Origin of the sequence: Microcystis viridis FACHB-1342 (assembly GCF_014698335.1) — a bacterium.
Lineage (GTDB): Bacteria > Cyanobacteriota > Cyanobacteriia > Cyanobacteriales > Microcystaceae > Microcystis > Microcystis ichthyoblabe_A.
In genome coordinates this window covers 1-15,133 of sequence record NZ_JACJSV010000091.1, presented here as the reverse complement: position 1 = coordinate 15,133, position 15,133 = coordinate 1, and the positions used below count along the sequence as shown (strand labels likewise).

Here is a 15,133-nt window from a genome sequence, read left to right as displayed (position 1 = left end):
TGGCTTTCAAACTATTGTTTTGTCTAGGTTCCAGCGTCGTTTGTTTCGCTTCGCTTTCGCTTTGCTTCAACCGCGCATTTACCAATGTATCTAACTTCCCCTGGTTTGTCAACCCCTTTTGGCAAAATTTTTTGATCTTTTTTCTATCCCTTGCCACGTAAGCTTTTCAGCTATTTCCCCTTTTTCTGGTGGGTTGTTTTTGTCTAGTAATTTTGTTCTAATTAGCTCTCGATGGCGGTGACAGCGTTTCTCATAGGTGGGAACTGTTTAGGCATCAAATAGGGATGCAGTGGCTGAAATAACTGCTTAGTAAGGTTTTCAGCCCCGTAGTCGAACGAGAAGGTCAAACATTGAATGCCCCGAGCAAATCTCAGTCCAGGAACTCGGTTCGATCAGTTAGAATCAAAACATGGGAAAAAAATTATTTATTTTCGGGAACCTTTACTGACTTCTCCCGTCCTCAACCTCTGAGTGAGGAGCTTATACCCTTGAGGAAATCCCATGAGTCAATCGATTCCAGCATCTTGGTCACTTGAGGCCAAAAAGTCTCAAAACCCCGTGTCCCCTGACAAACTCTCCAACTACGATCTAATTGCACGCTGTCAGGAAGGGTGTCAGCCGGATCGGGCAGCTTTTGCGGAACTGCTGCGGCGCTATCAGGCTCATGTTGATAAATTACTCTATCATTTGGCTCCCGATTGGCAAGATCGCGCTGATTTGGCTCAAGAGGTCTGGATTCGCGTCTATCGCAATATTAACCGTCTCCATGAACCCCTCAAGTTCCGCGGTTGGTTAAGTCGCATTGCTACTAATCTTTTTTACGACGAATTGCGGAAACGCAAGCGGGTTAATCACCCCATTTCCCTCGATGCTCCCCGACGCGTGGAAGATGGCGAAATCGATTGGGATATCGAGTCCGATTACCCCAGTCCCGATGAACATCTCACCACCCACGAATTCTACGATCAATTACAAGCGGCGATCGCTGATTTGCCAGAAGCTTTTCGGACAACTATTATTCTCCGGGAAATTGAAGGTATGGCCTACGAAGAAATTGCCGAGATGACGGGAGTTTCTTTAGGAACTGTTAAATCTCGCATTGCTCGCGCTCGCGCTAAATTACAATCTGTTTTACAGCCCTATTTTACTGAAGGCTAAAGAATATTGTGGTGATTCGGCACTAACGGCCGAAGTGAGGAGTCGTTAAATTTAACTAGCTCCGTGCTGGTGAAAAGTGATTGCATACCGATCGCTTCTGGTCGAGGTCAACCATGAATAATTATCAACCCGAAGACGTTCAATGGATCAAGTCTTTGTTACGTCGCGATGACAGCGATTGCAACTCCGCAACCGAGGATATTTTATTCTCAGATGAGGATAACGAAGAAGCTCATCGTTTCGATTTAATTAGTGCCTATATTGATAACGAAGTAACGCTAGAGGAAAGAAAGCTAGTTCAGCATTGGTTAGACCATGATGCTGCTGCTAAAAAACTCTATCGGCAGCTCTTGGGATTACAAGCTAATTTAAGGCAAATCCCCGTACCGGCTACTATGGCCGGCGACCGATTGGCAGAACAGGTGTTCAGAAAAGTCGATAGTCAGCGTCGTCGGCAATATTATGTTTATGGTGGCGCGATTTTCGCCGCTATGGCGATCGCTGTTGGCTCCTACTTCGTCTCGGGACGCAATGATCCCCTCTCCCAAATGGCGAGCAGTCCGAGCAGTATTAGCCAAGAGGGAGACCATTTGATGATTGCTCTCAACCATCCGATTATAGAGATTCCCGCAGCGGAACAACCAAAAGAGAATGGTCAAAGGTAAGGTCTATGGAGATAAATGCCAGCATTCTCGTGCGATCGCCCAATCTTCCGCCGTAGCAATTACCATCACGCGTACTTTAGATGTGTCGGTGGCGATATCCTCATCCTGGGGACGAGCGGCATTTTTAGCCAAATCTAACTTTAAACCCAAAAAAGACCAGCCTTGACTGGCTTTTTCCCGTACTAAAGCTGAATTTTCGCCGATTCCTGCCGTAAATACCAAGACATCTAACCCCTCTAGAGAAGCAATCATCGATCCGATTAAACTTTTCAGACGATGAATATACATCTCAAATGCTAATTTTGCCCTCTGGTTGCCTTCGGCCATTGCCGTGGTAATTGCCCGCATATCCCCAGAAATACCCGAAATTCCCTTTAAACCCGATTCTTTATTGAGTAAGCTATTTAAACTATCGGGATTATATTGATATTCTCGCTCTAGATAAATCAGAATCCCTGGATCGATCGAACCGCTGCGGGTTCCCATCATCAATCCCTCTAGGGGAGTAAATCCCATGGTGGTATCGATACTTTTACCCCCCTTGACTGCCGATAGGGAAGCGCCATTGCCTAGATGACAGATGACCATTTTCAAGGATTCTAGGGGTTTTCCCAACAATTCGGCGGCCCGTTGGGAGCAGTATTGATGACTGGTGCCATGGAAACCATAGCGACGGATTCCCAGTTCACTCCATTGGTAGGGAATGGGATAAAGAGAAGACTCAGGAGGGATAGAACGATGAAAAGCGGTGTCAAACACTGCTACTTGAGGAACATCGCCCAAAACTTGCTCGATTGCTTCAATTCCTTCTAAATGAGCGGGATTATGGCTAGGAGCAAGGGGGATCAGCTTTTTAATCGTTTCTTTGACTTGGGGAGTGATCATGGTTGCCTGGGAATATTCTGTGCCACCATGGACAACTCGATGACCGACTATACTAATGTCGGTGAGATTGGCCACCACCTTAGTTGTTCCAGTTACTAAGGTATCTAACATCCGAGCAATTGCCGCCGGACGATCCTGACTAGAAAGATTAATTTCCTGTTTAATTCCCTGAGCTTTTACCGTTAAAACCGCGTAATCAGGGTTAACCGTCCAATCGATCCCCGCTGCCCAAATCGGTTGCGGAGGATGGCAGGGGAGAATATCTAAATCGTATAAACAACTTTTTTGACTGCTCGATCCCGCATTTAAGACCAGAATTTTCATGGCAAAGCTCAATTAGGAGGTGGCTTGTGTTGATCATAATCAAAATCAGGTTAAGCCTAGATAAAATCGATTACTTTTGGGGTTTTTCTTCAGGAAAATTTTATCTGGCCGCCATCACCCATGCTTGACTCGGGCAATATTACAAAACTTTATCAAAAAAAAGTCAAAATAGAGCCTCTAGGGTTATAAAATACAAGAATGCCCCTTGTGAAATTGATCCAAGAAGCTACCTCTGATGCAAGTTAAGGCCTCTAAAGTGGATTTAGAGCTAGTTCTCGTCCTTTTCACCAGTGGAATGTCAACATCGCACCACGAATCTCTAGAATGGAATTTTTGCGTATTCTAGATAACCGTGATTACTAGAGGATTTCTTAAGTATGTCAGAGGTTACTGCCGTTACTGCCGTTACAGATGCCACCTTTAAAGATGAAGTTTTAGATAGTGCCAACCTTGTCCTAGTGGATTTCTGGGCTCCTTGGTGCGGCCCCTGTCGAATGGTGGCTCCCGTTGTCGAAGAAATTGCCAAAGACTTCAAAGGGCAAGTCAAGGTGGTGAAACTCAACACCGACGAAAACCCCATTATCGCTAGTCAGTACGGGATTCGCAGTATTCCTACTCTGATGATCTTCAAAGAAGGTCAAAAAGTTGATACGGTGGTCGGGGCTGTACCGAAAACCACTTTAGCTAATACCATAGACAAACACCTGAAACCTGATGATCCTCAAAAGGGGTCAAAAAGTTGATCTAGTGGTCGGGGCTGCACCGAAAACTACTTTAGCTAATACCCTAAATAAGCATTTGGGGGTTAACTAGGTTTTCTGGTAACGCATACCGGGTAACTGAGTCACTAAACCCATTAATTCTAATTCCAATAAGATCCCCGCCACTTCTGAGGTGGGGATTTGCATTTTTTGAACAATAATGTCAAACAACAGGGCATCTCTGTCAAATAACTGATACACTTGTGCTAGTCTAGGTTCTAGATTGACTGGAGGAGCAGCATTAACGACCGGGGATGTCTCTAGAGGGGGTGAAGGGGACGGATTAACCGGTGCAGATTGGTTCTTGGTGGGAATTGCCCCCAACATTTGTAGTAATTTCTCCTCAGAAACGATAATTTCTGCTCCCTGATGAATCAGTTGTAAACAACCCCTAGCGGTGGCAATATCGGGAGAATTGGGTAAAGCATAGATATCGCCGCCAAATTCGTTGGCATAACTGGCCGTAATCAGGGAGCCTGACCTTTCGGGGGCCTCGATAACAATAGTCGCGCGACTTAAACCGGCGATAATGCGATTACGACTGGGAAAATGAGCTTTATTCGGTTGAGTTGCCGCAGGATGTTCACTAATGACTAAACCCTGCTTTTGGATGTCCGCGTGTAGCTGCCGATGACGACTAGGATAAACCACATCGACCCCCGTTCCCAAGACGGCAATCGTTCTTCCCCCTGCTTTTAAACAGCTTTGGTGTGCCTCGCCATCAATTCCTTCGGCCATCCCAGAAACAATAGTAAATCCCTGTTGGGCCAAAAGGGTACTTAAGCGCCGCGCCCAGCGCCGGCCGTGATCCGTGGGGTTACGAGTACCCACAATGGCGACGGTGGGGATATTTCCCTGATTTTCCTCTAAATTGACCTTTCCTTGATAGTAAAGTAAGGGGGGAGGACTGGGAATTTCCCAGAGAAAGCGGGGATATTCTGGGTCGCTAGGGGTCCAAAAAAGGGGGTTTTTCTGGATATGTTCGGCGAAAAGAGCTTCTGGGTCAATTTGCGATCGCCCCTCCCGTACCGCTACCATTGACTTTTTGCCAAATCCCGCCACTTCTGCGATCGCAGTATCGGTGGCATTCCAGGCCACAGCGACACTGCCAAAATGTTGATAGAGTCGCTTCAGGGAAATTGACCCAACTCCAGCAATACTTGACCATGCTAACCAATAAACGCGATCGTCTGTCAATTTAAAAAGCTCCTCAAACCAAGTAATATTTTCAGTCGGTTAAAACTGACTGCGGCCAGATGACCTTAATTTATTTTAATCTTGCCGGAATCCCTTCCATTAGTTGTTGAGGTATTGTTGAGCCTCGTCCATGTCTTTCACTTTTTTAAAATGTGAATCAGTTGTTCTTGATCTTCTGGGGGAAGTTGTTCGGTTGCTTCTAGTATTTCTGCAAAAGTGGCTTGAGTCATGGTTTTAGTTGGTTATAGTGGTCTTTGGAGCCAATTGTAGCAGTAACGGTAGAATATGTTAGCATAGCGTAACGGATAATAATATGAAAATGTCTAAAATGTTTCACATTAAAAGGCACGTTAGGTAACGTATCCTAAAAGATCGGTGGTTGCGTTTTTTCAAGAAAAATGCTAGGATATCTAGAAGTAGAGTAAATGAGTTATTATGTCATCTTTAGTGCTTAAACAGCATATTGAAGTAACACCCGGTGTTTGTGGCGGTAAACCTCGTATTGCTGGACATCGTATTAAGGTACAAGACATTGTTATTTGGCATGAAAGAATGGCGATGTGTCCTGATGAAATTGTTTATAATTATCCAACGATTACTTTAGCTGATGTTTATGCAGCTTTAGCTTATTACCATGATCATCGAGAAGAAATTCGCCAAGATATTGAATCCAGCGAAAATTTTGCTAAACAGTTACAAGGGGATAAACCTTCATTGGTCGAAAAACTTTTAAAGGGAAATAATGGCCAATAAGCTTAAGTTTCACCTAGATGAAAGCGTCTCTAATGCGATCGCTAAAGGTTTAAGAATGCGAGGGATTGATGTTACAACTTCTCCAGAAAAAGGACTGATGGGGTCTTCCGATGAGGAACAATTAGCTTATGCTTTATCGCAAGGCCGAGTCATTTTTACTTTTGATGATGATTTTCTGGTTTTGTCTTCAATGGGATTAGAGCATTGGGGGATTATTTATTCACATCAACGTCAATCTATTGGCAAAATTATTAGTAATTTAGTTTTAATTTGGGAATGTTTAGAGCCTGATTATATGTATAAAAATGTTGAGTTTTTATAAAAATCATAATTCAGAGAAAAAAGGTAGGTTGGGTAACGCAATTTACAAGATTGAATCTTTACACTGTGATTATATTCATTACAATCCTGTGCGGCATGGGTTATGTTGATAGCCTCCAATTTGATTGGTTAGGCAATAAGCAGGACGAACCTTACTGGAAGATAAATCGTCGAAGGGAAATCGAATTAATACGATTTTACCCTTCATTAGTTACAGGTTGTCCATCGTTAAGGGTATAAATATCTTCTTCGGTATCTTGCAGAAAAGCAAAGCTAGGGTTATGGGAAACGGCATCTAGCCAGTTTTTTTCGTTCAGTTCATCCTCCGACATCAAAAGAATGACGCGCACAAACCGATCTTTTTCTTGGGGAATAGGATGATCAAGTTGAATTTGTCCTTGGGTATTGAGGATACCAGTGGTTTCAATCGCACGCATAGCAAAACCTAAAAGAAGTGATTCGATTCTAACATTAAAGTAACCTTGAAAAGCGGTGATGGGCAACTACAGCGATCTCCATTCTCAGGCTCGCCCTATGGCTCTCCTCGATTTTGTGTGATAATTAGTGCTGATTATTCCTTGTAGTTTTGCCAGACAAGGGTTTAAAGACTATATTTCCAGAAAATTATCGGCTGCATCTCCTATTTGTGACTTTCCCTCACCTATAGGTGAGCAGTAGAAGTTATTCAAAGAGGGCGAATGCAATTCGCCCCTACAATAATATTATTGCGCCAATAGTGGCCCCCAACTGATAAAAGTTAACTGTTAACTGATTAGGGGAGATCGCACACAACACGAAAACCGATATCGTGGTTGCAAATTTCGGCAACGCTTCTGCCTCGATATGCTGAGCTATAGGCCAAAGAGTCGCGGAACCACGAACCGCCACGCCGTATTATTGATGACGCATTAGTTATATTGTTATCTGTCCATGGAATACTGCCATTTTCTTTAATATTGTCTGGTTTGTCAGCATAACTTTCATGATATGAATCAGCACACCATTCCCAAACATTGCCGTGCATATCATAGATTCCCCAAGGATTAGGCTGTTTTTCCCCAACAGGATGGGTCGTATTATTTGAATTAACAGTCAACCAGGCATAATCTCCTAGTTGCTCTTTATCATCGCCAAAACTAAATCGGGTTTTTGTACCAGCGCGACAGGCATATTCCCATTCTGCTTCTGTAGGCAAACGGTAGTTTTTTCCGGTTAACTGGCTCAATTTTTCACAAAAAGCTTGAGCATTAAACCAAGTAACAAATTCTACCGGGTTCTGGGGATTTCCTGAAAACCTGGAAAGATTGGTTCCCATCACTGCTTGATACTGTGCTTGGGTGATAGGATATTTGCCTATCTGAAATGCTGGCACAATTACTTCATGTATCGGTTTTTCCTGGTCATACTCATTAGAACCCATGTTAAATTTACCGGCGGGTATATCCACCATTTCTAGGTTAAAGTCTGGAGGCAATGAGGGAATATTTTGGCTAATTTTTATATTTTTGGAAATTTGTTTTCGTTGAATAGGCCCACTAGCTGAATAAACACCCGATTGATAAGGTACCCGAATTACCTTGGGTGATACTTGTAATAATTTATCAACATTTACCTCTGCCAAGCTAAATTTAGAGTTAGCTGCCGATTTTTCATGACCGTAAGCCATTAAAGCTTTAAGCTTAGTATGACTACCCCAATAGCGAATCGACTCTTCATATTCTTTGGTTTTTTCTTCATCTAGTGCAAATTCTTCTAATTTTGCTAAAATTTGCTTATCATTTTCTAAATCTGATAATAACAATGGCCATTTTAAACTAATCGCAGTAAATTTGCCTAACTTTTCAAAAGTCAAAGAAGGCTCTAACAAATAATAATTCTCGTCTCGCTTCTCAAAAAATAAACCAGTTTCATTAGCGATATAAACCTTGAGACGAAAGACATTGATAAAGTGTTTAATCCGTCGCGGATTGTAATCCAATGCGGGAGCTACCATCATAATGACATTCCGCTCTCGCTCTAATCGCTTAATTACAGATGCTCGTGCTTTCTCTTTTTCGGTTTGTTCGGATTCTATCGAAGGATTATCTGGAGACGAGTTGTTTAAATCACTTGTCTGATTACTTGTTGGGGAAGTGAGATGCTTTTGCGAATTATTTCTCCGGGGTAAAGCTAACTTAAACTTACCCCAGAATGACTGAAAAAATGTAAAATGAGGTTTAGCTGGCTGTAAATTGGGAGGAGTTGAAGTAGCAAGCTGAGTCAAAAAACGCTCAAAATCTGACTGGGATGGTTGGGGAACTAAAAAGGGAAGCTGGACAAACTTTTCAATAAAGGTATAACCATAAGCTAACCCTTTATTAGCACTACGTCTCGCTAAAATATCAGGATCAATTTCTGTGGTTTCCGACGGTAAATACTTGAGAATGTTTTCGTATTTTACCGCTAAACTAGCGGCTACTTTTTCTCTGTCCATTCCTAAAATAAACACCACTGAAGGATCATCAGCAATCATCAAGTTAATCGCTTGCATCAAGTCCGCTGATTTTGGATGTTCACAACGATCTAAATCGTCAATAAATACATATACCCGATCATTGCCAATATAAGCATCAACAATTTTAGCAAAATCTTCATGAAATTCTTCTACAAATGCCGATTGTTTTTTATAATCTGGGGCTTCTATGTATTTAATTAGGTTGTTTTTGGGGTTTTGTAGTAACCTTTGAAAATTTCTCAATAAACTCTTAATACCAGCGAAAATACCTGCTCCTGATAAGGTTAAACTGACCGCAGTAAATAATAACTTAACAACTGAATTAATTTTGCTCCAAAAAACATCTTGAGAGGTTGTTGCTCTGATTAATTCGTTAATTCCTTCAACTCCATAAATGATTAAAATAAAAGGAATGGCAATTGAGGCACAAATCACAAAAATTATTAATGGTAAAGCTTTAATTAATTCAAATAAGCCTTTTTCTAGGTTAAAACGCAATAATTGTAATTTAAAGTATCCTAGGATAATTCGAGGCAAATCTCGCCAATTTTTGGGCGTAGAAATCTGCTTAATAAAAGACAGCGCAAAAGCTGCCCATACCGACTCCGCTTTATCGTCTCGCCAAGCATTAAACCAAACCGTCCGACCTCCCTTTTTTCGTAAATATTCCTCTAACATTTTCATAAAAGAAGACTTGCCACTACCCCACTCTCCCTCAACCGATAAAGTTAGGGGTGGTTGTGTCTGCTCATGCAACAAAAATTCAGCGATCGCTATTACATAAGGCTCAAATCCGAGAGCATCATTATTAGTAGCTTGATCGCTGACGCTAGTATTGCGGATAGATTCAGGAGAATCGGACATGGTAGTCATTTTTAGGTGACAGAGAAGGGAGAGTAAAATAGATTACCCTAAGTAAGTGGTTCTAATTATACTAAATCTGGTTATTAAAAACTGATTATTTATTCCCCCTTTTGCCTCTTTAGGAAAGTCAGACCAATCCGTTTTTAATAAGAGAATTAACTCCCAATCCAACTTGAAAAACCCGCTCCCCACCCTCCTATACATTTTAAATAGGTGGCAGTTTAGGGAGAACTGGAATAGGTGTACAAGCTGCCCCACCCATGACCGTCAGTTTATTGGTGTTGCAGACGTTCCAACGCAGCCACCAGCGCATCCACCTCGGCTTTAGTATTGTAGAAAGCCAAGGAAGGGCGCACCGTTGCCTCTAAACCAAAGCGTCGCAGAATAGGTTGAGCGCAGTGATGGCCTGCCCGCACGGCAATCCCTTCCCGATTCAGGGCTTGTCCAATCACTTCCACATCAAATCCCTCTAGCACAAAGGAAAGCACGCCGGCCTTATCGGCTGCCGTCCCAATCAAACGCAGGCCCGGGATGGTTGTCAGTCCCGCAGTGGCGTACTCCAGAAGTTCATGCTCGTAATTGGCAATGGTGGTCAAACCAATCTGCTGAACATAATCCAAGGCCGTCCCTAAGCCAACGGCATCGGCAATATTGCCCGTTCCAGCCTCAAAACGAGTGGGAGCCGCCTGATACACGGTACGCTCAAACGTCACATCCACGATCATGTTGCCGCCGCTTTGCCAGGGAACCGTGGCATTTAACAGGTCTTCTTGACCATAAAGTACCCCGATCCCTGTGGGACCAAAGACTTTATGCCCGGAAAAGACGAACCAATCACACCCTAATTGTTGAACATCGATCGGAATGTGGGAAACCGATTGAGCGCCATCTAACAAGACTTTGGCCCCGACCCGATGGGCCAAGTCAATGATTTGTTTGGCGGGGGTAATGGTTCCCAAGGCATTGGAAACATGGGAAAAAGCCACCAGTTTTGTGCGGGAGTTGAGTAATTGTTGGTACTCTGCCAGTAAAATCTGCCCGTGGTCATCGACGGGGACAACCCGCAATTTTGCTCCCGTTTGGGCGGCTAGTTGCTGCCAAGGCACAATATTGGCATGGTGTTCTAGATGGGTGAGGACAATCTCATCCCCCGCTTGCAGGGTTTGTTGTCCCCAGCTTTTTGCCACCAGATTAATGCCTTCCGTTGTTCCCCGCACGAAAATGATTTCGTTAGCAGATGAGGCATTGAGAAAACGGCGTACCGTTTCTCTGGCCGCTTCGTAAGCATCTGTGGAACGGGCCGCTAATTCATGGGCGGCACGATGCACATTGGAATTTTCATGGCTGTAGAAATGAACGAGGCGATCGATGACTGCTTGGGGCTTTTGAGTTGTTGCGGCATTGTCGAACCAGATCAGCGGTTTGCCATTCACCCGTTCTTGCAGGATAGGAAAATCCAGGCGAACGGTATGAACATCAAAGAAGCTGGGTCGTTGAACGCTTCGCCCGCTGGCATGGGGGACAAAAAGGGGATCGATCGCTGGGACTTGAACAAGCTGGCCCGGTTTGGCCACTACCGCCGGAAGGTCGGGGATGTTTGTTTCTAACTCTTCAATGAAGTAGAAAGAGGGGGTGGCTAAGGGTACAGCCAAGGGAACTGTGGGCCGTTCGCCCACAGCAGCTGGGGAAGTTGCGGGGGTGGATGGCACCAGATAATCCCGGTCTGGACTCAACCCCTTCGCCACCTCGGCCTTAAGGTCGTGCCGTTGTAGTTCTTGAATTATCGTCTGGGCGAGATGCTCAAGAAGGTCAGGTTGGAATAAGGGGTTAAGAGAAATGTTCTCGACCTCAGTTGGGGCAGTGGTGGGCGGGGATACAGAGGGTAGATTCCCCCCCGCCTTTTCAGGGATCAGTTCAGGGTTAGTCATAGTCGTAGATGTGGTATTGGTTGACATCAACGTTCTCCAGTACGGCCGCTGCGTCGTCGGTCAACACTGCCAACGAACAGTAGAGGGAGACCAGGTAAGAGGCGATCGCCTTGCGACTAATCCCCATAAATCGCACCGACAAGCCAACTCCCTGTTGACCGGGTAAATTGGGCTGATAGAGACCGACCACCCCTTGACGGCTTTCTCCTACCCGCAATAACAAAATATTGGTTTTGCCTTGTTCATTCACGGCCAACTTATCGGAAGGAATCAAAGGCACGCCCCGCCAAGTAATAAACTGAGACCCGAATAATGACACCGTAGCAGGGGGTACACCCCGTCGGGTTGCTTCTCGGCCAAAGGCCGCGATCGCTTTAGGATGGGCGAGGAAAAATGCCGGTTCTTTCCACACCTTCACCAGCAACTCATCCAAATCGTCCGGCGTGGGCGCACCATTGCGAGGTTGCACTTTCTGGGAATCAACAATATTGTTGAGCAATCCGTACTCATGGTTGTTGATCAACTCATTTTCTTGACGTTCCTTCAGCGTTTCAATCGTCAGGCGCAATTGTTCATGGATCTGATCGTGGGGACTGCTGTAGAGATCGGACACGCGAGTGTGAACATCCAGTACCGTATTCACCGCACTCAAGAAATACTCCCGGGGGTTCTCTTCGTAATCCACAAAGGTTTCGGGCAGCTCCCGCTCATCTCGTTCAGAGCAAGCCACCTCAACCCGGGAGGCATCCCTGACTTTGTTGAGACGATAAATCCCCGCTTCAACGGGTAGCCAATGCAAGAGGCGAACGAACCACCGGGGCGAAATGGTCAATAACTGAGGAACGGTCTTTGTGGCATTGGCCAACTGCCGAGCGGCAGCATCTCCCAAAGCCAGTTGCAATTCATGATCTTGGGTATAGGTCATTGAGTTAAATCCTCCAATTCAAAAAAAAAAGTAACAAAGCGACTGTTATGGCCGAACATTCACAGCCCGGACAGCCCCTCAAATTCCCGAGCCGTCATCAAACATTTCCTGTCGTAGTTGCGCCTGGGAGACAAAACCCCCCGGCGGCACACTGCGGGTTAACCAAACATTTCCACCGATGGTGGCGCCCCGACCGATAGTTACCCGACCGAGAATCGTTGCACCTGAGTAAATCACCACATCATCTTCAATAATCGGATGACGGGCTTGACCTTTGATTAAACTGCCCGATTCGTCCCGGGGAAAACTTTTCGCCCCGAGCGTGACCGCTTGGTAAAGGCGCACGCGATCGCCAATCACCGTGGTGGCCCCAATCACAACCCCCGTCCCATGATCGATAAAGAAGCTATTGCCAATCGACGCCCCGGGGTGAATGTCAATCCCCGTTAAGGAATGACCAATTTCACTGATAATCCGCGCCAACAGGGGCGAGTCCAACCGATACAGGGCATGGGCAATGCGGTGATAAGTGATTGCCGTTACCCCGGGGTAACAAAACAATACTTCATCTAAATTTCTGGCCGCCGGATCACCTCGATAGGCCGCCGTGATATCGGTTTCCAGTAGAGCCTTCAGATGGGGTAATTGAGTGGCAAAGGCTTGTACCGTTCCTTGGGCGTGCGTCTCAATCTGGTCTGACGACCAGTGCAACTGCGACCCCAGCAACCACTGTTCACGACAAACCTGGTGATGCAGCAGTTGCAAGACTTCATTGAGGGTATGACCGATAAAATAGCGGCTGGACGTTTCGCCTAAATCGGGATTGCCAAAGTGATAGGGAAAAAGAACGGCACGCAGTCGATCAACAATCCGAAATAAGGCCTCACGGGAGGGCAAGGGGAAATGGCTTCGTGATTGAGACCAACTGTGGAACGACTCGCCACGAGGTTTGGACAATTGAGCGATAATTTCATCGAGATCCAAGGACAAGGTGGGTTGGGAGAGAGCGCTGGAACTGCTCGGATGCTCGCTCGTCATGCCACTAACCCTTGCTCATTAAATACCCCCTGGAACAGGATGGAACTCAAATACCGTTCTCCGGAATCTGGCAAAATCACGACAATGGTTTTGCCTTGGTGTTCGGGTTGTTGTGCCAAACGAGCGGCGACGGCGACGGCGGCACCGCAGGAAATGCCGGAGATAATCCCTTCTTCCTTGGCCAACCGTTGGGTATAAAGAATGGCCTCTTCGTTGGAAACGGTTTCAATCCCATCCACGAGGGATAAATCCAGAACTTCGGGAACAAACCCCGCCCCAATGCCCTGAATTTTGTGAGGGCCAGACTTTAAGGGCTGACCTGCCCGGGCTTGGGATAGTATGGGGCTGGCTTCTGGCTCCACCGCTACCGATAAAATCGGTTTTCCTTGGGTTTTTTTGATATAGCGCGAAACTCCCGTAATGGTTCCGCCCGTTCCCACACCCGACACGAGAATATCGATCGCCCCATCTGTGTCCTGCCAAATTTCGGGGCCGGTGGTTTCCTCATGGATGCGGGGATTGGCAGCATTACGGAACTGTTGCAACAACACATAGCGAGTGGGATTAGACGCGGCAATTTCTTCTGCCTTTGCCACCGCTCCAGTCATGCCTTTAGTCCCTTCTGTTAACACCAGATTGGCTCCATAGGCGAGCAACAGTTTGCGCCGCTCCAAGCTCATGGTTTCAGGCATGGTCAGGGTTAGGGGAATCCCCTTAGCGGCGGCTACAAAGGCCAGGGCAATGCCTGTATTGCCACTGGTGGGTTCCACCAGTTCTTTGCCCGGCCCCAATAGTCCCCGTTGTTCTGCATCCCAGATCATGGCCGCACCAATACGACATTTGACCGAATAGGCCGGATTGCGACCTTCAATCTTGGCCAGAACCGTGGCGTGATTGTTGCCAACGATTCGATTAAGGCGCACTAGAGGAGTCCGCCCGATCGACAAACTGTTATCTGCGAACCATTTCTTACTCACAAAATGGCAACTCCATGATCAAAATACGACAGTTCACCAGATTGGCTCATCTTGAATTCATTTGAAATTCATTTTGAATCCATTTACAATTCACCTTAGCCTACGCACTATCAACCTCTGGTTAAGCTAAACAAATCTTTACAATCAAGCGGGGTCGGCCGCTGAGGTGGAAGAATCAAACCCACATTCCGCACCCTCAACTGTCACATAAGCTGTCCCCTCCAGAGACTTGAGTAAAAATACTTAGCTGGTGAAGGTTTTCTCGGCACCAGCTAGGGGGGTCTTGAAACCCCTAATTATGAAAAAATAGGAATTATTGGAAAACTGAGGCGAGTGGACTGTTCGACCAGGAATCAATCAACAGAAATTGAAGTCAAAAATCTAGACCGGTAATGATTCGGTAGTAGTGGCGTAGCTCTCTTGCTTACCTGGTATGAATTGTGTAAAATATTTATTAATAAAAATAATTGGAACCCGATCAGTCTTTAAACCTCTAGCTTGATCATGACTTTTCTGATAAATCTCTTTTTCTGGCTCCTGTCTGGCTTACTGAAATATCAGTCTAGCACCGAACAAAGTACCCCCCCCTAGTTCACCTCCGTTCCCCTGTCCTAATTGTGGTTCTCACCATAGGATCAAGAATGGTTCTATTCATAATGGAAAACCCAAACGTTAATGTAAAAAATGTGGTCGTCAGTTTGTGATCAATCCCACTAATAAAACCGTCTCTGACGAAACCAAGCAATTAATTGATAAACTCTTGCTCGAACGAATTTCCTTACGAGGAATTGCTAGAGTAACAGGGGTAAGTTGGTCATGGTTACAAAATTATGTCAACAATAA

Annotated in this window: 13 protein-coding genes and 1 pseudogene; 6 read left to right on the top strand and 8 right to left on the bottom strand. The window is 45.4% G+C overall.

All coding sequences use genetic code 11. The features are described from left to right. The first annotated feature begins 501 nt into the window (after positions 1–501). Together H6G40_RS20825 and H6G40_RS20820 are read left to right on the top strand one after the other, a co-directional pair. Positions 502–1,158, top strand: a complete 657-nt coding sequence (locus H6G40_RS20825) for a sigma-70 family RNA polymerase sigma factor (protein ID WP_002735181.1) — start codon at positions 502–504, stop codon at positions 1,156–1,158. 113 nt (positions 1,159–1,271) lie between these two features. Continuing rightward, a complete protein-coding gene (locus H6G40_RS20820; RefSeq protein ID WP_190538211.1) occupies positions 1,272–1,823 on the top strand; it encodes an anti-sigma factor family protein in 552 nt (183 codons plus the stop codon). Positions 1,824–1,826: 3 nt separating this feature from the next. Here H6G40_RS20820 and H6G40_RS20815 read toward each other — a convergent pair whose 3' ends face one another. After that, the gene (locus tag H6G40_RS20815; protein ID WP_190538210.1) at positions 1,827–3,032 is read right to left on the bottom strand and encodes an acetate kinase; all 1,206 of its coding nucleotides are present in this window, start codon (positions 3,030–3,032) and stop codon (positions 1,827–1,829) included. A gap of 377 nt (positions 3,033–3,409) precedes the next feature. Here H6G40_RS20815 and trxA point away from each other — a divergent pair, with 377 nt between their 5' ends. Then, positions 3,410–3,775, top strand: a complete 366-nt coding sequence (gene trxA, locus H6G40_RS20810) for a thioredoxin (protein ID WP_190538209.1) — start codon at positions 3,410–3,412, stop codon at positions 3,773–3,775. A gap of 66 nt (positions 3,776–3,841) precedes the next feature. Here the strand turns inward: trxA and dprA are convergent, their stop codons facing one another. Further along, entirely contained in the window at positions 3,842–4,990 is a 1,149-nt protein-coding gene (dprA, locus tag H6G40_RS20805; protein WP_190538208.1) for a DNA-processing protein DprA, read from the bottom strand. A gap of 435 nt (positions 4,991–5,425) precedes the next feature. Between dprA and H6G40_RS20800 the strand changes: the two genes are divergently transcribed. Together H6G40_RS20800 and H6G40_RS20795 are read left to right on the top strand one after the other, a co-directional pair. Then, on the top strand, positions 5,426–5,743 hold the full coding sequence (locus tag H6G40_RS20800; RefSeq protein WP_002750425.1) for a DUF433 domain-containing protein: 318 nt from the start codon (positions 5,426–5,428) through the stop codon (positions 5,741–5,743). Beyond that, positions 5,733–6,065: a DUF5615 family PIN-like protein gene (locus tag H6G40_RS20795; protein WP_069473892.1), complete on the top strand. Its 333-nt coding sequence runs from the start codon at positions 5,733–5,735 to the stop codon at positions 6,063–6,065. The genes H6G40_RS20800 and H6G40_RS20795 overlap by 11 nt, the downstream gene beginning before the upstream one ends. Before the next feature lie 196 nt (positions 6,066–6,261). Here the strand turns inward: H6G40_RS20795 and H6G40_RS20790 are convergent, their stop codons facing one another. The 6 genes from H6G40_RS20790 to cysK all read right to left on the bottom strand — a co-directional run bounded on the left by H6G40_RS20790 (position 6,262) and on the right by cysK (position 14,290). Then, positions 6,262–6,501: a hypothetical protein gene (locus tag H6G40_RS20790; RefSeq protein WP_002797650.1), complete on the bottom strand. Its 240-nt coding sequence runs from the start codon at positions 6,499–6,501 to the stop codon at positions 6,262–6,264. 335 nt (positions 6,502–6,836) lie between these two features. Beyond that, positions 6,837–9,422 carry an SUMF1/EgtB/PvdO family nonheme iron enzyme gene (locus tag H6G40_RS20785; protein ID WP_190538212.1) on the bottom strand — a complete coding sequence of 862 codons (2,586 nt, stop codon included), beginning with the start codon at positions 9,420–9,422 and terminating at the stop codon, positions 6,837–6,839. Positions 9,423–9,694: 272 nt separating this feature from the next. Further along, positions 9,695–11,377, bottom strand: a complete 1,683-nt coding sequence (locus tag H6G40_RS20780; RefSeq protein ID WP_242028815.1) for a family 2A encapsulin nanocompartment cargo protein cysteine desulfurase — start codon at positions 11,375–11,377, stop codon at positions 9,695–9,697. Continuing rightward, a complete protein-coding gene (locus H6G40_RS20775) occupies positions 11,343–12,275 on the bottom strand; it encodes a family 2A encapsulin nanocompartment shell protein (RefSeq protein ID WP_002735851.1) in 933 nt (310 codons plus the stop codon). Before H6G40_RS20775 ends, H6G40_RS20780 begins: the two co-directional genes overlap by 35 nt. Before the next feature lie 78 nt (positions 12,276–12,353). Then, positions 12,354–13,313: a serine O-acetyltransferase EpsC gene (gene epsC / locus H6G40_RS20770; RefSeq protein ID WP_123230138.1), complete on the bottom strand. Its 960-nt coding sequence runs from the start codon at positions 13,311–13,313 to the stop codon at positions 12,354–12,356. Then, positions 13,310–14,290: a cysteine synthase A gene (gene cysK / locus H6G40_RS20765; RefSeq protein ID WP_190538207.1), complete on the bottom strand. Its 981-nt coding sequence runs from the start codon at positions 14,288–14,290 to the stop codon at positions 13,310–13,312. The genes epsC and cysK overlap by 4 nt, the downstream gene beginning before the upstream one ends. 556 nt (positions 14,291–14,846) lie before the next feature. Here cysK and H6G40_RS23520 point away from each other — a divergent pair. Next, positions 14,847–15,133: pseudogene (locus H6G40_RS23520) on the top strand (IS1/IS1595 family N-terminal zinc-binding domain-containing protein); the annotation flags it as partial.